Source organism: Francisella uliginis (genome assembly GCF_001895265.1).
In the GTDB taxonomy this organism is placed as follows: domain Bacteria; phylum Pseudomonadota; class Gammaproteobacteria; order Francisellales; family Francisellaceae; genus Francisella; species Francisella uliginis.
The window spans coordinates 486,664-504,139 of the sequence record NZ_CP016796.1 but is presented as its reverse complement, the minus strand read 5'-3'; the positions used below and the strand labels follow the sequence as shown (position 1 = coordinate 504,139).

Genomic DNA, 17,476 nt, shown 5'->3' with positions numbered 1-17,476 from the left:
TTATTTTAATTTTTCTTCTAATTCTTTTACTTTTGCCATTAGTTTATCTATTTTAGATAACTTAGCTACAAACCTACCCCACTGAATCCTTGGTTTAGCTTCAAAAGCAGCGTAATACATACCCGGCTTAGTTATAGATTTACCTATATTTGAAGCGCCTCCAATAACAGCGTTATCACAGATAGTTATATGTCCAGTTATTGCAGATTGTCCTCCAATTAGACAGTTATCGCCTATTTTTGTACTTCCTGCAACAGCTGTAACTCCTGCTAAGGCAGTATTTCTACCTATAACTACATTATGAGCTATCTGTACCAAATTATCAATACGAGCACCTTCTTTAATGATAGTATCATCAATAGCTCCTCTATCAACAGTAGTACCAGCACCAATCTCAACATTATTCTCTATGATTACTTTTCCTAACTGAGGAATCTTTGTCCAACTACCATCTTCATCACGAGCATTACCAAAACCATCACAGCCGATTGTAGCATTTTGATGAATTATACAGTCAGCACCAATCTCAACATCATGAGCTATTGATACATTACTTTTTATAATTGTATCTTTACCTATTCTTGTACTATCATGAACAGTTGCACAAGCACCTATGGTTACACCATCTTCTATTACAACATTTTCGCCTATTACTGCATTTGCATCTATTGTTACATTTTCACCAATAACTGCACTTGACGCGATAACTGCTTTACTATGGATTTTACCGTTAGGTTGCGGTGACTTATCAAATAGTTCCATAACTTTTGCTAAAGCCATATATGGATTGGATAAAACTACAGCATTAGTATTACAATAATCCAAAGCTTCTTCTGTAATTAAAACTGCTGAAGCTTTTGTTTCAGATAAATCCTTTAAATACTTAGGATTAGTACAAAATGAAATATCACCTTCACCAGCTTGAGATAGCGTTGCAATCTTTTTTATCTCAACACTACCATCGCCTTTTACTACACCATCAAGGTTAGATGCTAAAAAATCTAAAGTATACATTTAAAATTCCCCTAATTAAGAGTCCTTATTCATTAAGGTTATTACATCATTTGATATATCATCAACACCATCAACATATGCCAAAGCCTGTGTTGTAAGAACAACATTATAACCCTTTTGCTTAGCTATAGTTTTTACTGATCTATCAAAAGAAGCTTGGAATTTTTTAGCTAGCTTATCTTTTGATTCACCTTCTTTTTTCTGTAGAACCATTGCTTTTTCTCTGAAAGCTTGTTCTTGCTTTTGAATTTGTTGTTGTTTTTGAGTCAACTCTTGCTTAGTCATTGTAGCAGAGTTCTCTTGTAATGTTTTCATCTGCTGCATTATGTTATTTTGCTCTTGTCTTAATTGTGCTGCTTGTGGCTTAAGATCATTCTCTAATTTTTTCACGCTAACAGAACCAAGATCAGAATCATTAAAAATCTCAACCGGATTAACTACAGCCATTTTAGTATCAGCATAAGCACCTGTAAAAGCCGCTGTTATAAGTGATAGTGATAAAATTATTTTTTTCATACTCTTTTAATCTCCTTGATTATTTAATTTATATTTTAAAAATTCTGTCCTAGTGAGAACTGGAATTGCTGAGTTACATCTCCTGCTTGAACATTGAAAGGTTGGGCAAATGAAACAGCTAAAGGCCCCATTGGTGAATCCCATCTAAACTCAACACCTACTGAATATTTCAAGTTAGTAAAAGATGGTGAAGTTGGATGAGGTGGAGTCGGAGACAACACGCCTGGTATATCATAAGTAAGATATGTGTTACCCAAATCAAAAAAAGCACCTATTCGCATTTTTGAACTATCCTTAATAAATGGTACTGGAAACAGTAAATCATAGTTGTTATAAATATTAAGGTTACCACCAATTGAGTTCCCTGTCGAGGCTGGATTGGTGGCTAAGTTCATATCACGTGCACCTAATGAACCCTGTAGGAAACCACGTACGCTTCCCCAACCACCACCGTAGAAGTTCTCATAAAAAGGAAGCTCTTGAGTTTTACCATAGCCACCACCATAATCAACACCTGCTCTGATCTGTAAAGCTGACTGATCTGTATTTGGTACAGCTATATTGTAAGTACCACTAACCTGTACTTTATATGCTTGGATATTACTCACACCTGGTAAGTTTATTGAGCCATTTAACCCAAATGATCCACCTTCTGTAGGGAATATATACCTATTTGAATTATCATAACTCCAACCGGCAGTAAGGGCAGTCTCATAGAAATTGTTACCACCCTGCTGTTTCGTGAACCAATCTACAACAGCTGACTGATAACCCTGAGATTGCTTGACTGTATTGTCAGCAAATGTAAGACCGCCTGTTACATTACTAAAAGTTGATACCGGCACACCATATATTAACCTTGCACCCCACCTATCTAACTGGTATGCAGCAATTGCATTAGTTTCTGCAAAGTTTGAACGACTAACATATGCTGAAATACTTTGACTGACACCTGAAGTAGTAAAGTATGGATTAGTATAACTTACACCTAAGTTTTGATAAGGAACTGCTAACTGAGCATTAACATTAAATGTATTTCCCGTACCAAAAACATTTGGCATGTTTAATCTACCACCGATCATAAAACCGTATAGATCTGAATATCCTAAACTACCACTAACAGAGTTAGCATTCCTCTCTTTGATATTATAGTTAACATCAACCAAGTCATCAGAGCCTTGTACCGGGACAAGCTCCATATCAGCTGCCCCTACATAAGGTAACTGCTCTAATCTTCTTTGAGATTTATCTATTTGTTTTTTATTATATTGACTTTGCTCATAATACTGCAATTGCCTACGAAAAACATAATCATTTGTTACATTATTACCAAAGAAATTAACTCTATTTACATAAACCTTCTTACCCGCATCAACGACAAACTTAAAAGAAACTGTCCTTTTCTTTTTATCGACACTTGGGATAGGATTAACAGTAACGAAAGCATAACCTTTACTACCAAGCAAAGTTTTTATGGCATCAACACTTTCAACAAGTTTTTTCTTAGAAAAAACTTCGCCTTGTTTCAGCTTAATCAAAGATTGAATCTCAGATTTTGGCAAGAGAAACTTACCACTTAATGAAATACTACCAACCTTATATACTTTACCTTCAGTAACGCCAAAAGTTATATAAGAATGCTCACGATCTTTCGACATCGAGGCTTGCTTAGATTTAACTTTAAAATCCAGGTAACCTCTATCTAGATAATAGTTTGTGACTCCTTGAACAGATTGACCCATTCCTTGAGGAGAGTAATCATCAAACTTCGCTAGAAATCCCCACAAATTCCACATTGAAGGAACCGCAAAAGCTACACTTCCTTTTAAGTCGCTATCATCAAACTTCTTATTACCAATAAAGTTTATAGCGTTGATTTTAGCTGGTTCTCCCTCTTTAATATCTAGACTTATATCAATCCTATTGTTAGGCAGTTTTCTTATGTTCTCTTCAATTTTAGCGCCATACAACCCCATTGCAGAATATTGATTTAATAGAGATTGCTTAAGAAGAAACATCGTATTGGGGTTATAAACGTTACCAACATAGATACCAGCATCAGTAAAAACTTTTTGTAAATCTTCTTTTTTAAGTTTTTTATTACCATGGAAACTAAAACCAGAAATAATCGGACGCTCTTTAACATTAATAAAAAGATTACTTCCTTTACGATAAAGATCTACACTATTAAAAAAGCCTGTTCCATAAAGATTATTAATAATTTGGTTTGTATCCTCAGGTGTGATGTAGCTACCCTTTTTATAGCCTATACGACTTTTAACTACCTGACTCTGTAAACCTTGCAAGCCCTCTATAGATACATCATTTAAGACAAAGCTATTATTATCTGCTAAGCCATTTAATGCAATCCCCATAAGAAGAGAGGCTAATACAAACTTCTTTCTAAAAAAAACCACTCTAATTTACCCCAAAATAGAATCCACATATTCACGAGTTTTTCTATCAATCTCAAAAACCTCTTCTATATCGCATGGATTCCTAAAACTCAATTTTTTTGTTACTTCTTTATTTAATCTAATAATTTCTAAATATTTAATTTTCTCATTCAAAAAAGCTTCAACTAACTTCTCATTAGCTGCATTAAAAACTATATTTGCAGCATAATTTTTATTTTGTAAGTTATCAAATACAATCTTCAAAGCCTCAAATCTTTCAAGACAAGCCTTTTTAAAAGTTAGTTCCTGCTTTGTAAAGTCAAGCTCCTCAACATTTACAAAACCTCTTGTTGGATAATATAAGGCATTTGCAATCGGTGTTCTCATATCAGGAACACCTAATTGAGCCAAATAGCTACCATCAACATACTTTACCATCGAGTGAATCACACTCTGCGGATGGATTAAAACGCCTATTCTATCAATTTCAACATCAAAAAGCCAATAAGCTTCGATTACTTCTAATGCTTTATTTACCATTGTCGATGAATCAATGGAGATTTTTCTTCCCATATCCCAGTTAGGGTGGGCACATGCTTGCTCAGGTGTTACATTAACAAGCTCATCTAAATTTTTATCTCTAAAAGGTCCTCCAGATGCTGTCACAATTATTTGACTAATATCTGAAGCATATTTTTTTGTATTATTATCAATACATTGGAAGATTGCATTATGCTCACTATCAACAGGTATAAGTTGAGCATTATTCTTTTTCACCTCATCAACAAGTAAGTGACCCGCTGTTACTAGTGATTCTTTATTTGCCAAAAGTATTTTTTTACCAGCCTTAGCAGCTGCAAAAGTAGGTCTAAGACCAGCTATCCCAACTATAGCCGACATAACAATATCAACATCGCAAGAACTAGAAACTTTCTCAAGGCCATCGTTTCCAACTAAAATATCAACACCTGATATAATCAGTTGTAGCTGATGCTTTTTATCCAAGTCAGGTACTACTGCATATTTAGGTTTAAATTCTTCACAAAGTTTTGCTAATTTTTCAATATTATTAAACGCGGTTAATGCAAAAACTTCAAAATCAGCACTCTCTCTAATTACAGCAAGAGTACTATCTCCAATTGATCCAGTAGCTCCTAATATAGTAACACTGTTTACTTCAGACATATATTTATTCACTCTCTAACGAGCTATCTTCTAAAGATTCTTCTACTTGCTCATCAATTTCATCAAGATCTTCATCATCTTGTTTGACTACTTTTAAGCTGATAAGTCTTTCATTATTTCTTAGATTTATTAATCTAACACCTTGGGCAGAACGACCACACTCTCTAACTTGATCAGATGATGTTCTGACTAAAGTACCATTATCAGTAATTAAAACAATATCCTCATCATTTCCAGCAAGTACTGCAACCACAACTTTACCATTACGTTCTGAAGTTGAAATCGCAATAACACCTTGACTTGCTCTTTTCGTTTTTCTATACTCAGAAACAGCAGTTCTTTTTCCATAACCATTCTCTGTTGCTGCTAATACAACACCTTCATCAGGATTTGTAACAATCATAGAGACTATTTTTTGATTTGGCTGTAAACGCATACCTGTTACACCTGCAGCAGAACGCCCCATAGCTCTTACATCTGATTCATCGAAACGTATAGCTTTCCCTGCATCTGAGAATAGCATAACTTGCTTATTACCATCGGTAAGAGCAACATATGATAGCTCATCCCCATCATTCAAGCCAATTGCAATCTTACCAGTTGAACGTGGTCTAGCAAATTGAGACAAGTCAACTTTTTTAACACGACCTAACTTAGTAGTCATAAATACAAACCAACCTTCTTCAAACTGCGAAATTGGCATCAGTGCTGTTATCTTCTCATTCTTTTCTAATGGTAAAATATTATTAATTGGCCTACCTTTTGAAATTCTACTCGCTACAGGGAAATCATAAACTTTCGACCAATAAACTCGGCCTAAGCTAGAAAAACATAACATCGTATCATGAGTAGAAGCTAGCATTAACTTAAAGATACTATCTTCTTCTTTAGTCTTAGTTGCTGATTTACCTACTCCACCACGTTTCTGTGCGTTGTACATACTAAGAGGTTGTGTCTTTACATAACCATCCATAGAAAGTGTAACAACCATATCCTCTTCAGCAATTAAATCTTCTCTTGTTAAATCAAGCCTAGAAGTAATTATCTCTGATTTTCTTTCATCGCCATAATTATCTCTAATCTCAACAAGTTCTTCTTTAACTACACGAATTAGTTCATTAGTATCACTTAAAATACCAATCAAATATTTAATTCTTTCAATAAGTTCTTTAAATTCATTTGTAATTTTATCTTGCTCAAGACCAGTTAATCTGTGTAGCCTTAAAGCTAATATAGCCTCAGCTTGCTCTTGAGTTAAATTATATGAAGCATCTGTTTGAATACCGTAATGTGACGCTAAAGTTTCTTTGCGATACATTTTAACATCAACACCTTCAAGCATACTTTTTACTAAAGTACCATTCCATGATCTAGCTAGCATTGATTCTTTAGCATCTGCTGGCGATGGTGATGCTTTAATAAGCTCAATCATCTCATCTATATTTGCTAAAGAAAGCAATAGACCTTCTAAAATATGAGCTCTTTCTTTTGATTTTCTCAGTTCAAAAATAGTTCTTCTAGTTACAACTTCTTTTCTATGCTTAATAAACTGCTCTAAAATCTCTTTAAGGTTTAAAAGCTTAGGTCTATTGTCACTAAGAGCAACCATATTAATACCAAAACTACATTGAAGTTGAGTCTGGGCATATAGCGTATTTAGAACAACATCAGGAGACTCATCTCTTTTAAGATCTACAACAACTCTGATACCATCCTTATCTGACTCATCTCTTAACTCTGAAATTCCAGTTATTTTTTTCTCTTTAACTAATTCAGCTATTTTCTCAACAAGCTTAGCTTTATTGACTTGGTATGGAATTTCTGTAATAACTATTTGAGACTTACCTGAAGCTTCATCCTCATGAATGTCAGCTTTCGCACGCATAATTACTCGACCGCGCCCAGTTTTATAAGCCTCCAAGATACCATCTGTACCATTTATGTATGATCCTGTTGGGAAATCTGGTGCTGGAATATATTGTATAAGCTCTTCTATTGTAAGTTGTGCATTATCAATAAGTGCAATAGTTCCATTTATAACTTCTGTCATATTGTGAGGAGGTATATTTGTCGCCATACCAACAGCAATACCTGAAGACCCATTTACCAAAAGATTTGGTACTCTAGTTGGCAAGACATCAGGAACTAGCTCTGTACTATCATAGTTAGGAGAAAAATCTACAGTTTCTTTATCAATATCTATTAAAAGCTCATGTGTAAGCTTTTGCATTCTAATCTCTGTATAACGCATTGCTGCTGGAGAATCTCCATCAACAGAACCAAAGTTACCTTGCCCATCAACAAGTGTATAGCGTAATGAAAATGGTTGCGCCATTCTAACGATAGTATCATAAACTGCTGTATCACCATGTGGGTGATATTTACCTATAACGTCACCGACAACCCTAGCAGACTTTTTATAAGGTCTATTGTAATAGTTTGATAGCTCATTCATTGCAAAAAGTACACGACGATGCACCGGCTTCAAACCATCTCTAACATCTGGCAGAGCTCTACCAACAATTACACTCATTGCATAATCAAGATATGACTGTCTTAATTCTTTTTCTATATTTATAGATGATGATTCTTTAGTAGCTATAGACATTACTTACCGCTTTTAATAAAGATAAAACATATAGTCGATATTCTAGCATATCGAATAGAAAAAAGCACTCTTTAACACTTTGATTAAAATCATCAAAATAGATGTAACTATCAAAGGTTCCAATCTATCATTGGCTTTCCAATACTATTAAGATATTCATTAGCCATTTTAAAATGATTACAGCCTAAGAAACCTCTATGGGCTGATAATGGTGATGGATGTGTTGACTCTAAAATTAAATGCTTTGAACTATCTATAAGATTTTTTTTCTTACGTGCATGAGACCCCCATAACATAAAAACAACATGCTCTTTATGCCGTGAAATTTTCTCAATAACTGTATCTGTAAATATTTGCCAACCAATATCTTTATGAGAGTTCGCTTTATGTGCCTCTACAGTAAGGGTTGTATTTAAAAGAAAAACACCTTGTTCTGCCCATTTTGTCAGACATCCATGATCAGGAGTCTCAAATCCTTCTACACTGTTTGAAAGCTCTTTATACATATTGCGTAAAGATGGCGGTACATCGACTCCATTTTGTACAGAAAAAGCTAACCCATGTGCTTGATTATAGTTATGGTAAGGATCCTGGCCTAAAATGACTATTTTTAAATTATCTAACTCAGTATATTTAAAAGCATTAAAAATATTCTCTTTAAGTGGAAAAATAACTTTACCACTATTTGTTTCATTAGCCAAAAAATCTAGTATCTTCTTGAAATAAGGCTTTTGTTTTTCTTCTGAAAGAATATCTGACCAGCTCATAATGAACGCCTCTTAATATATTTTTTAACCCCACATACTCAATAGTTTTTTAGCTTTAGAACTGCCCATCTCGCTAGCAGTTTCAAGCATTTGTTTACCTTTTTCTTTATCAGAATCAGAAATTAAACCTTCAACATTTTCTTCACCATACTGAGTATATAAGGCTTCTGCTATTTTTTTAACATTATCGCTATGTGATGCTTTTGGATCATAATGATCTGTGAACATTTTTGCATACTTGGAACCTTCGTCAAGATTACCTACTTTCATATTTGATAATGCTGTAACTCCAACAGCATAAAGATCTGTAGGATTTGCTAAAGGTTTACAATAAGTTATAGCATCAACGTATTGTTTATTTTGCCATGCATTCATACAATTTTTCATAGCTGTTTCTGTGCTTGCAAAAGCTGATAATGATGTTGTCAGTAAAATAGTCGATAATAATATTTTTCTCATAAGTCTGATATTTAATAAAAATTGAACACAAAAGTTAGTATATCAAATCATATAAGATTTTTAATAACTATATCCGGTGAATTAAATTTAGATTTGATTAAACCACCTAAAGTGGTGGGTGCAGAGGGGTTCGAACCCCCGACCCTCGCCTTGTAAGGGCGATGCTCTCCCAGCTGAGCTATGCACCCGATTTTAAAAAAAGATCGAAAACTTTAATGGCGGAGAGGAAGAGATTCGAACTCTCGATAGGGTTTAACGCCTATACTCCCTTAGCAGGGGAGCGCCTTCAGCCACTCGGCCACCTCTCCTAAACCATGTGAGAAACTATTATATCTAGATAAAATATAGTGTCAAGAGTAATATAGAATTTTCAAAACAATTATTAAACTATTCAGCTAAATTTTCTAAGCAAAATAATTTAAAATCATTATAATATTTAAAATCAACGTAAAATTTCTTAATTAAATCTAATCAATATGCGAAAGATTCTAGTTACCAATGCCCTTCCTTATGCAAATGGAGATCTTCACTTAGGCCATATGCTTGGCTATATACAGTCAGATATCTGGGTTAGATTCCAAAAGCTACAAGGAAATAAGTGTATATTCGTCTGTGGTAGTGATACTCACGGCACACCAATTATGCTAAAAGCAAAAAACCTTGGTATAACTCCTGATGAATTAGTAGAAAAATACTCAAATAATCACCAAAAAGATTTTGCTGACTTTGAAGTTGCTTTTGATAATTATCACTCTACACATAACTCTTTAAACAAAGAAATTGTTGAAGATATCTATAACAAGTTAGATCAACAAAAGCTTATATCAAAAAAAGAAATAGCTCAGGCGTACGACCCTGAGGCTAAAATGTTCTTACCTGATAGGTTTGTAAAAGGCACATGCCCAAAATGTAAAGCCGAAGATCAATATGGCGATAGTTGTGAAGTTTGTGGTGCTACTTATGATCCAACTGAATTGATAGATCCAAAATCAGTTGTCTCTGGCAAAGCTCCTATACAAAAAAATTCAGAACATTTTTTCTTTGATCTACCAGCATTAGCAACAGATATAGAAGACTGGATAAAATCTAACAAAAACTTACAGCCAGAAGTTGCAAATAAGTTAGCCGAATGGTTTGACCAAGGTTTACAAAGTTGGGATATTTCTCGTGATGCCCCATACTTTGGTTTTGCAATACCAGGAACTAACGAGCAAAAATTCTTCTATGTTTGGCTAGATGCTCCTATGGGTTATATTGCTAGCTTTAAAGATTTTTGTAGCAAAAATGATGTTGATTTTGATCAATATTGGGGTGAGAACTCTAACGAAAGTGAACTTTATCACTTTATTGGTAAAGATATTATCTATTTCCACGCATTATTTTGGCCAGCAATTCTAACTTCTACAGGTTACAAGACACCTACAAGTGTATTTGCTAATGGCTTTTTAACCGTAAATGGTAAAAAAATGTCTAAATCTCGTGGAACTTTCATCCAAGCTAGAACATATTTGGATACTCTTGAGCCTAGTTATTTAAGATATTACTTCGCATCAAGACTAACATCTCGTATAGATGATATAGACTTAAATCTAGAAGAATTTGTTACCAAATCAAACTCTGATATTGTTGGGAAGGTAGTAAATATTGCTAGCCGTTGTGCTGGATTTGTTTATAAAAAATTTGATGCGACTTTAGCTGATGAAGTTTTTGATAAAGAGCTAGAAAAGGAATTTGCTGAAAATCATAGCACTATAACTCAGGCTTTTGAAAAAAGAGAATTTGCAAATGCTGTAAGACTTATAATGTCGTTAGCTGATAAAGCAAACCAGTTTATTGATCATCATAAGCCTTGGCAACTTGCTAAAGAAGAAGGACAAGAGCAAAAAGTCCATCAAGTATGTTCACAAGGTATAAACATGTTTAAGGTTTTAGTTTCATATCTTAAACCAATTATTCCAAGTATTGTTACTAAAGCTGAGAATTTCTTAAATATAGAAATATCTAACTGGGATGAAGCTCCAATATTTTTAAGAAACCATAAGATAAATAAATTTAAACCTCTTGCTACTCGCATAGAAAAAGAGAAAGTTGACAAAATCGTAGAGGATACAAAGAAAATGCTAGAAAAAGAGCAAACTGAACAACCAAAAAAAGAAGAGTCTAAACTTGATATCGCTGATGAATGTAGTTTTGATGATTTTATGAAAGTAGACCTACGCGTAGCTAAGATTGCTGAAGCGTCACATGTTGAAGGTGCTGATAAATTACTTAAGCTAATATTAGATTTAGGTGGTGTTAGAAAACAAGTTTTTGCTGGTATTAAATCAGCATATAACCCTGAAGAGCTTGTTGGCAAACATACAGTTATGGTTGCTAACTTAGCACCTAGAAAAATGAAATTTGGTATTTCTGAAGGTATGGTACTTGCTGCGGGAGATGGCAAAGGAATATACATATTAGAACCTCATGATGGTGCTCAACCTGGTATGCGCGTTAAGTAACACCCTATACAAATCAATTCTTTAAGGAAATTTTTTCCATCTGTTTATAAAAATTAGAAGCTAAGAAATCCTTATTATCTTTTTTTGAAAGTGATGCTAACCCTTGATAATAGTAGTTAGCAACTTTCATTGGTGATGAGAAGTCTTGAGATTTCCCAAAACCAACTATTGAAACTAATTCTCCTTTTCTACTTTTATTTAATTGTTTAGCTATTTCTTTATTAAAGTCATGTTTTTTTAATAGCATATCATACGGTCTTGCCCCAAAGCTTCTAAGAAAATAATAAGAGTAACCAATATTATTAGTAATAATTGAGTTATTAAAAATCTTTCCAGGAATATCAAAAACAGCAATATCAATATCAATACCCTTTACATTATTTTTAGCTAAATAGTTATTTAACTTTGATACCTGATTAAATAAAGATAAAAGATTTCGTGGTGAATACTCCATATTAACAGCTGCAATTAATTTAAAGCCAACCTTGTCATTCTTCGCTTCATTAAATAATATTTGTAAGTCGTCTTTCTTATAAGCATTACTAAAAATCAATTTACTACTATTTTTAGATGAATACAGTCCAAATATTGCTTTATCAGTAAAATACTCTCTCAAATTGGCTTTTTGAATGTATTGATTAACTAATTTAGTCGCTAAATAATATGACTGATAGCTATCGACAAACTCATTACTCTGAATATCATAAAAGCTTGTAAAGAGCATTCCACTGCTATCACGTATTACAAATTGATATGGAAGCTTTTTATTTGAAGGTGACATCTGCTCTCGATAAAGCACAAACTTCTTATGATATTTATTTTCTAAGTAAGGTATTACTTGCTTTGAATATTTATCAAGATTAGCTTGTTGCTGTGTAGTAATACCAAAAGTCACATTAATGCTAAGTATAAGGATAATAATAGATAAGGCTTTTTTCATATTCATTTACATTTAATTTCACTAAATTGTTTAACTTTATAATATAAATGATTACAATCAATAACAAAATGCATTCAATATATTTTTAATGAAAAGATCTCATTACGTAATAATAGTTAGCTTAATGTTTTTTTTAGCATTACTGAACTATCTTGATCGTTCAACCCTAAGTATTGCAAATACTGAAATAGCAAGTGCTTTTAACTTTGAGCCTACAGAAATGGGAATTCTACTTTCTGCATTTATGTGGCCATATGCTCTAGCAAGTTTACCAGCTGGCTACTTAGTTGATCGTCTTGGTATAAATAAAGTGATGCTAATAAGCATGGTTGCATGGTCAGCTGCTTGTGTCTTAGGTGGTTTAGTTGTTGGGTTTTACTCAATACTTTTTACAAGATTATTATTAGGGATTGCTGAGGCTCCTTTTTTTATAGTTGCCACAAAAATAATCCAACAAAACTTCCCAACCTCACAACGCGGACTTATATCATCAATTGTATCTTTAGGTCCAAGACTTGCAAACATCCTAGCTCCATTAGTTCTGGTTGCACTTATGATACTAATCAGTTGGCGTGGAATGTTTATCTTACTTGGAGTTGTAGGATTAATAGCTGCTGCATTCTGGCAACGTTTGCAAAAAAAAGGGCTACTAAAAGAGCCTCGTTCCGTAAGTAAAACACAGCAAGTATCTTTTAAAAAAGCCCTAAAGAATAAAAACGTTATCTTTTTATGTATAGGAAATCTCTGCTCATCATATGCTTACTGGCTATTTTTAACATGGCTACCTTATTACTTTATTAAAGTAAAAGGTTTAAGCTTATCTGAAATGAGTATTGCAACATCTGCCTCGTTTATTTCTGGTGTAGCATCTGTCATGCTTGGTGGAATAATTTCTGATTTTATGATTAAACGTAACTTTACTGCCGTATCTTCGCGTCTAACTCCAATAATAAGTGGCTGTTTAATTGCATCGATAGCAATACTCGCTTTACCATATATACAGAATATATTTTTAATCGTTGTTGTTATTGGCATAACAATATTTTGCCTAGGCCTTAGAGTTTCACCGACTTGGGCTCTTGTAGCAGATATATCTCCCAGTCACTTAGTAGGTACAATAGGTGGAGCACAAAATTTTGCCAATTTTGTTGGCGCTGGACTAGCTCCACTAATTACAGGTGCTATACTTCAAGCTACAAATAACAACTTTTTTGTTGTATTTATCTTTAGTGGAGTAATTTGTTTATTTGGATCAGTTATTTACATGCTTATTCGTAATCGAAGAGTTGTATAACAAATCAATCTTTCTCAAAAACTTTAAATTCAACTCTGCCTTTAGTTACACTTTTAAGTTCTTCTAAGAAACTTAGCTTATCTGAAGCGCTAATTTCAACAACCAGTTGAATCATTTCAGAATATTCTTGACTTAATATATTAGCATTAAAATGCTTTAAAACGATATCAATACTAGCTGTTTCATTATATCTGTATATTACTTGGATAGAACAATTAGGCTCTACAGCTATAATACTTGCTGATTCAAGCACTTCTTTAGCTGCATGTCCATATGCTCTTATTAGCCCTCCAACACCAAGTTTAGTCCCTCCAAAATATCGCACTACAACAACTAATGTATTTAACAAGCCATTACCCTGAATATGCGATAGTATTGGCTTACCAGCTGAGCCACTTGGTTCTCCATCATCACTAAATCTAAACTTATTATCTTTAATAAGTGCATAAGCCCAGCAATGATGATTAGCATCACTATGTTTTTCTTTAATATTAGTAATACTATCTAAGGCTTCTTGCTCATTCTCAATATGAAAGGCATAAGCAATAAAACGCGACTTTTTTATAGGCTCAATTTCAGTATTTATATCCTTTGATATTGTTTTATAAGCATTCATATTTTTTACAATTACTATCTTCTTTTTAACTCTTCTAAGAATTGACTTGCTTGTAATAACTGATCCTCATTAAATACTTTAACATCATTTTGCATCAGTAAGCTTGCAGTGACTCCATAACCATCCATTTTATTATTACTAAAAGTTCCGTCATATATTTGTTGATTACCACAGGATGGGCTATTTTTCTTTAAAACAGCAATTTTGATAGAGTGTTTTTTAACTAATTCTAAGACCGCTTCTGCACCCTTTATATATTCAGCAGAAAAGTCCTCGCCTATTTTAGATAAAACTTTAGCTTTATATACCAAAACTGTCCTACCATCACCACCGACAATCTCACAGGCAGATCTAGGAATAGGCAATCCACCGGCAGTCTCAGGACATACAGATACCAACCGCCCTTCATCCCTCCAAGACTTAAAAACCTCATCTGTAACTAAGTTACTATCACCATCATATCTAACTTTACAACCTAACAGACAACTACTTACTAATATCTTATGCATAATTAAAGATCTATATCACCAGCACCTTGTCTCAAAATCTGATATGGTAACTCTAGCATCTCTACAACAGTTGTTGATTCATAACCACAGTAGTCAGATTCTACAACTGCATCAATATTATTCATAACTTGATCATCAACTTCAGAACAATCAGTAACTGCATATTCTTGGCCTGGAAGAATAAAAGTACTGATAACTAAAGGCTCGCCAATCTCAGCTGAGATCGCTTGTGGCACATAATGCTCACTAACTCTTATTCCCACAGTATTCTTTGACTTAGTCACAAGTAATGATGAAACTTTTTTTGTAGCATTTAAAATAAATGTATATGGGCCGGGTGTATATCTTTTTAACAACCTATAAGCATTATTATCAACTTTTGCATATTCAGATATTTCAGATAAATCCTTACACGAAAGTGTAAAATTATGACTATTGTCTAAATCCCTTATTTTTATAATTTTATTAATCCCTTTTTTTGACTTCATCTTACAAGCCAAAGCATAGCCAGAGTCTGTAGGAATAGCTATAACCCCATCATTTTCTAATATATTTTCTATGTCTTTTAGCTCTAAATCATTATTACCATAACTATATAATTCTATTAATCTCTTCATAATCTTTAAAACAAGCGTTATACTTCTAGGACATTATACAATACTTACCGTTAATAAAAATGAATAAAATGATTAATGATTTGCTTCCAGCAATCGTTTTTTTTACCGTTTATAAAGTCTATGATATATTTTTTGCTACTGCAGCACTCATTATAGTAACATTAGCTCAGGTTGTTTGGGAATATATTGCCCACCGTAAAGTAGCTAAAGCACAGATCATTATTGCAATACTTGTTGTAATATTTGGAAGTGCAACATTATATTTTCATAATGAGGAATTCATAAAATGGAAAGTAAGTATTATTAACTGGCTAATGGGAGTTGGCCTAATAATAACTACTTACACCATGAAAGAAACACCTATGCAAAAGATCCTTAAAGACACTATTGATCTTAAAGAACACAAGTGGAAAGAAATTAACAATATGTGGGGAGCTTATTTTACAGTTCTTGGCACTTTAAACTTATTCGTAGCATACTTTTTTTCTACAAATATCTGGATGAACTTTAAGCTCTTTGGATTATTAGGTATAACATTTGTCTTTTTAATTATACAATCACTTTACCTATCTAAACATATTAAAAGATAATTTTAATTTTTAGTTTGCAAAGAATTCTTTTACAAATGTATAATAACAACACAATAATAAAAGTTTAGACAAATGAGCGAAAATAACTCTGAAATAAATAGTGCCACCATCTCTAAAAAATCAGCCTGTTCATATAAAGGTCTTTTAGGTTGTGCCTCTTTAGTATTTATATTAGCTATTTTTAGCATAGCAGAATTAGCTATAATGGTAGGTATTTTTATAGTTTTTATGTTTTTTTATATTGCTATAGCTGTATTTGGAGGAGCATACTTATTGTGTCTTGTCGCAATAAAAGTATCTAAATACCTAAAGGAGAAAAAAAGAGAAAAAACTACTAAAAACTGATCTAAGCTTATTTTACTAGACCTGCTGCATAAGTGCGCGCACCAACTAACCCAACATCAGTATTAGTTATTATATGGATCGGGAAATCTTTCATCATATTAGACATTCTTCCTTTATCTCTAAACTTCTCGAGAAATTTACTTTCCTTGATCTGCTTAATAAGTCTAGGGGCTATACCTCCAGCAATATATAGGCCTCTAAATGGTAAACTTGTAAGAGCCAAGTTCCCAGCTACAGAACCATAAATACTTAAAAATATATCTATTGTTCTTAGCGCAGATGGTTCTCTATGTTCGATAGCATATTTAACAATAACAGCTGCTTTGTCTGAATCTGAAACACTAAACAACTCTCTTCTTAAAGTCATGCATTCAGGTTGATCATATAATGGATTACGTACTACATACTTGTAGATATTATAAATACCATAACCACTACAGAACCTCTCTGGTGAAATTCTATGGAAAGTTTTACGCATAAATTTGAATAATTCTACTTGCTCATCATCAACTGGAGAAAAATCAACATGACCGCCTTCAGTCTTATAAACTCTAGGGGTATGATCCTTATCATAGCTAACCAAGCACATCCCAAGCCCTGTACCTGCCCCTATAACAGCACAAAGAGTATCTTCATCCTTTTTACCCTCTTGAATAGTTAAAATATCCTTATCTCTATCAAGAGATTCAATTCCATAACCTATCGCCTCAAAATCATTTATCACTTTAACCATGCTTTTATCTATACCTAGACTCTCTGATATATACTGTTCAGAAACCATCCATGGCAAATTAGTAACTTCTACTTCCCCATTTGATACAAAGCCAGCAACAGCTAAACATGCCGAATCAATTTGACCTGTTAGATCAACCTCTGAAAGAAACTTCTCTATAATAGCTGATAAACAATTATAGTTAGCTCCTTTATATTTTCTTACCGCTATACTTTCAGTTATGCCATTTTCTAAAAAAGAAACCTCTAGTCTCGTATTAGTCCCACCAATATCTCCAGATAATATATACATTTCTTATACTCCCATTTAGTAGTATCTTGTCAATACAAATAAATCATATTCTGCTATAATGAAGCAATAACTTAATATTATAATTTTTAGTTTAA

16 protein-coding genes and 2 tRNA genes are annotated in these 17,476 nt (G+C 33.2%); 4 read left to right on the top strand and 14 right to left on the bottom strand.

The window, feature by feature from the left end; translation table 11 throughout:
* From lpxD to F7310_RS02525, 9 genes are all read right to left on the bottom strand, one after another.
* Positions 1 to 1,014 (bottom strand): UDP-3-O-(3-hydroxymyristoyl)glucosamine N-acyltransferase, encoded by a 1,014-nt coding sequence (gene lpxD / locus F7310_RS02565; RefSeq protein WP_072711525.1) that lies wholly within the window; start codon positions 1,012 to 1,014, stop codon positions 1 to 3.
* A 15-nt stretch (positions 1,015 to 1,029) separates the two neighbouring features.
* Positions 1,030 to 1,530, bottom strand: coding sequence for an OmpH/Skp family outer membrane protein (locus F7310_RS02560; protein ID WP_072711524.1), 501 nt, complete (start codon positions 1,528 to 1,530; stop codon positions 1,030 to 1,032).
* 35 nt (positions 1,531 to 1,565) lie between these two features.
* On the bottom strand, positions 1,566 to 3,947 hold the full coding sequence (gene bamA / locus F7310_RS02555; protein WP_072711522.1) for an outer membrane protein assembly factor BamA: 2,382 nt from the start codon (positions 3,945 to 3,947) through the stop codon (positions 1,566 to 1,568).
* Between the two features lie 6 nt (positions 3,948 to 3,953).
* Positions 3,954 to 5,111, bottom strand: a complete 1,158-nt coding sequence (gene dxr, locus F7310_RS02550) for a 1-deoxy-D-xylulose-5-phosphate reductoisomerase (protein ID WP_072713524.1) — start codon at positions 5,109 to 5,111, stop codon at positions 3,954 to 3,956.
* A gap of 4 nt (positions 5,112 to 5,115) precedes the next feature.
* Positions 5,116 to 7,719: a DNA gyrase subunit A gene (gene gyrA, locus F7310_RS02545; RefSeq protein ID WP_072711521.1), complete on the bottom strand. Its 2,604-nt coding sequence runs from the start codon at positions 7,717 to 7,719 to the stop codon at positions 5,116 to 5,118.
* 110 nt (positions 7,720 to 7,829) lie between these two features.
* The gene (gene ung / locus F7310_RS02540; protein ID WP_072711519.1) at positions 7,830 to 8,486 is read right to left on the bottom strand and encodes a uracil-DNA glycosylase; all 657 of its coding nucleotides are present in this window, start codon (positions 8,484 to 8,486) and stop codon (positions 7,830 to 7,832) included.
* 24 nt (positions 8,487 to 8,510) lie between these two features.
* Positions 8,511 to 8,945: a hypothetical protein gene (locus F7310_RS02535; RefSeq protein ID WP_072711518.1), complete on the bottom strand. Its 435-nt coding sequence runs from the start codon at positions 8,943 to 8,945 to the stop codon at positions 8,511 to 8,513.
* A gap of 112 nt (positions 8,946 to 9,057) precedes the next feature.
* Positions 9,058 to 9,133: transfer RNA gene (locus F7310_RS02530), tRNA-Val, on the bottom strand.
* 28 nt (positions 9,134 to 9,161) lie between these two features.
* A tRNA-Ser gene (locus F7310_RS02525) sits at positions 9,162 to 9,253 on the bottom strand.
* 168 nt (positions 9,254 to 9,421) lie between these two features.
* Between F7310_RS02525 and metG the strand changes: the two genes are divergently transcribed.
* The gene (metG, locus tag F7310_RS02520) at positions 9,422 to 11,446 is read left to right on the top strand and encodes a methionine--tRNA ligase (protein ID WP_072711516.1); all 2,025 of its coding nucleotides are present in this window, start codon (positions 9,422 to 9,424) and stop codon (positions 11,444 to 11,446) included.
* 13 nt (positions 11,447 to 11,459) lie between these two features.
* Here the strand turns inward: metG and F7310_RS02515 are convergent, their stop codons facing one another.
* Positions 11,460 to 12,386: a hypothetical protein gene (locus F7310_RS02515; RefSeq protein WP_158513246.1), complete on the bottom strand. Its 927-nt coding sequence runs from the start codon at positions 12,384 to 12,386 to the stop codon at positions 11,460 to 11,462.
* 88 nt (positions 12,387 to 12,474) lie between these two features.
* On the opposite strand from F7310_RS02515, the gene F7310_RS02510 reads away from it, so the two are divergent.
* The gene (locus tag F7310_RS02510) at positions 12,475 to 13,680 is read left to right on the top strand and encodes an MFS transporter (RefSeq protein ID WP_072711513.1); all 1,206 of its coding nucleotides are present in this window, start codon (positions 12,475 to 12,477) and stop codon (positions 13,678 to 13,680) included.
* A gap of 4 nt (positions 13,681 to 13,684) precedes the next feature.
* On the opposite strand, the gene F7310_RS02505 is transcribed toward F7310_RS02510, so the two are convergent.
* From F7310_RS02505 to F7310_RS02495, 3 genes are read right to left on the bottom strand one after another with little or no spacing between them, the layout of a single operon-like run.
* On the bottom strand, positions 13,685 to 14,296 hold the full coding sequence (locus F7310_RS02505; protein ID WP_072711512.1) for a YigZ family protein: 612 nt from the start codon (positions 14,294 to 14,296) through the stop codon (positions 13,685 to 13,687).
* 14 nt (positions 14,297 to 14,310) lie between these two features.
* Positions 14,311 to 14,805 carry a 2-thiouracil desulfurase family protein gene (locus F7310_RS02500; protein WP_072711510.1) on the bottom strand — a complete coding sequence of 165 codons (495 nt, stop codon included), beginning with the start codon at positions 14,803 to 14,805 and terminating at the stop codon, positions 14,311 to 14,313.
* Positions 14,806 to 14,807: 2 nt separating this feature from the next.
* Positions 14,808 to 15,422 carry an L-threonylcarbamoyladenylate synthase gene (locus F7310_RS02495; protein ID WP_072711509.1) on the bottom strand — a complete coding sequence of 205 codons (615 nt, stop codon included), beginning with the start codon at positions 15,420 to 15,422 and terminating at the stop codon, positions 14,808 to 14,810.
* A 59-nt stretch (positions 15,423 to 15,481) separates the two neighbouring features.
* On the opposite strand from F7310_RS02495, the gene F7310_RS02490 reads away from it, so the two are divergent.
* Positions 15,482 to 16,012, top strand: coding sequence for a septation protein A (locus tag F7310_RS02490; RefSeq protein ID WP_072711508.1), 531 nt, complete (start codon positions 15,482 to 15,484; stop codon positions 16,010 to 16,012).
* Between the two features lie 72 nt (positions 16,013 to 16,084).
* The gene (locus F7310_RS02485; protein ID WP_072711506.1) at positions 16,085 to 16,357 is read left to right on the top strand and encodes a hypothetical protein; all 273 of its coding nucleotides are present in this window, start codon (positions 16,085 to 16,087) and stop codon (positions 16,355 to 16,357) included.
* Between the two features lie 7 nt (positions 16,358 to 16,364).
* Here the strand turns inward: F7310_RS02485 and glk are convergent, their stop codons facing one another.
* Positions 16,365 to 17,381, bottom strand: coding sequence for a glucokinase (gene glk / locus F7310_RS02480; protein WP_072711505.1), 1,017 nt, complete (start codon positions 17,379 to 17,381; stop codon positions 16,365 to 16,367).
* Positions 17,382 to 17,476 lie beyond the last annotated feature (95 nt).

Coding starts and splice junctions, on each gene's coding strand:
- lpxD (WP_072711525.1), bottom strand. CDS start 1,014: ATGTATACTTTAGATTTTTTAGCATCTAACCTTGATGGTGTAGTAAAA.
- F7310_RS02560 (WP_072711524.1), bottom strand. CDS start 1,530: ATGAAAAAAATAATTTTATCACTATCACTTATAACAGCGGCTTTTACA.
- dxr (WP_072713524.1), bottom strand. CDS start 5,111: ATGTCTGAAGTAAACAGTGTTACTATATTAGGAGCTACTGGATCAATT.
- gyrA (WP_072711521.1), bottom strand. CDS start 7,719: ATGTCTATAGCTACTAAAGAATCATCATCTATAAATATAGAAAAAGAA.
- ung (WP_072711519.1), bottom strand. CDS start 8,486: ATGAGCTGGTCAGATATTCTTTCAGAAGAAAAACAAAAGCCTTATTTC.
- F7310_RS02535 (WP_072711518.1), bottom strand. CDS start 8,945: ATGAGAAAAATATTATTATCGACTATTTTACTGACAACATCATTATCA.
- metG (WP_072711516.1), top strand. CDS start 9,422: ATGCGAAAGATTCTAGTTACCAATGCCCTTCCTTATGCAAATGGAGAT.
- F7310_RS02515 (WP_158513246.1), bottom strand. CDS start 12,386: ATGAAAAAAGCCTTATCTATTATTATCCTTATACTTAGCATTAATGTG.
- F7310_RS02510 (WP_072711513.1), top strand. CDS start 12,475: ATGAAAAGATCTCATTACGTAATAATAGTTAGCTTAATGTTTTTTTTA.
- F7310_RS02505 (WP_072711512.1), bottom strand. CDS start 14,296: ATGAATGCTTATAAAACAATATCAAAGGATATAAATACTGAAATTGAG.
- F7310_RS02500 (WP_072711510.1), bottom strand. CDS start 14,805: ATGCATAAGATATTAGTAAGTAGTTGTCTGTTAGGTTGTAAAGTTAGA.
- F7310_RS02495 (WP_072711509.1), bottom strand. CDS start 15,422: ATGAAGAGATTAATAGAATTATATAGTTATGGTAATAATGATTTAGAG.
- F7310_RS02490 (WP_072711508.1), top strand. CDS start 15,482: ATGAATAAAATGATTAATGATTTGCTTCCAGCAATCGTTTTTTTTACC.
- F7310_RS02485 (WP_072711506.1), top strand. CDS start 16,085: ATGAGCGAAAATAACTCTGAAATAAATAGTGCCACCATCTCTAAAAAA.
- glk (WP_072711505.1), bottom strand. CDS start 17,381: ATGTATATATTATCTGGAGATATTGGTGGGACTAATACGAGACTAGAG.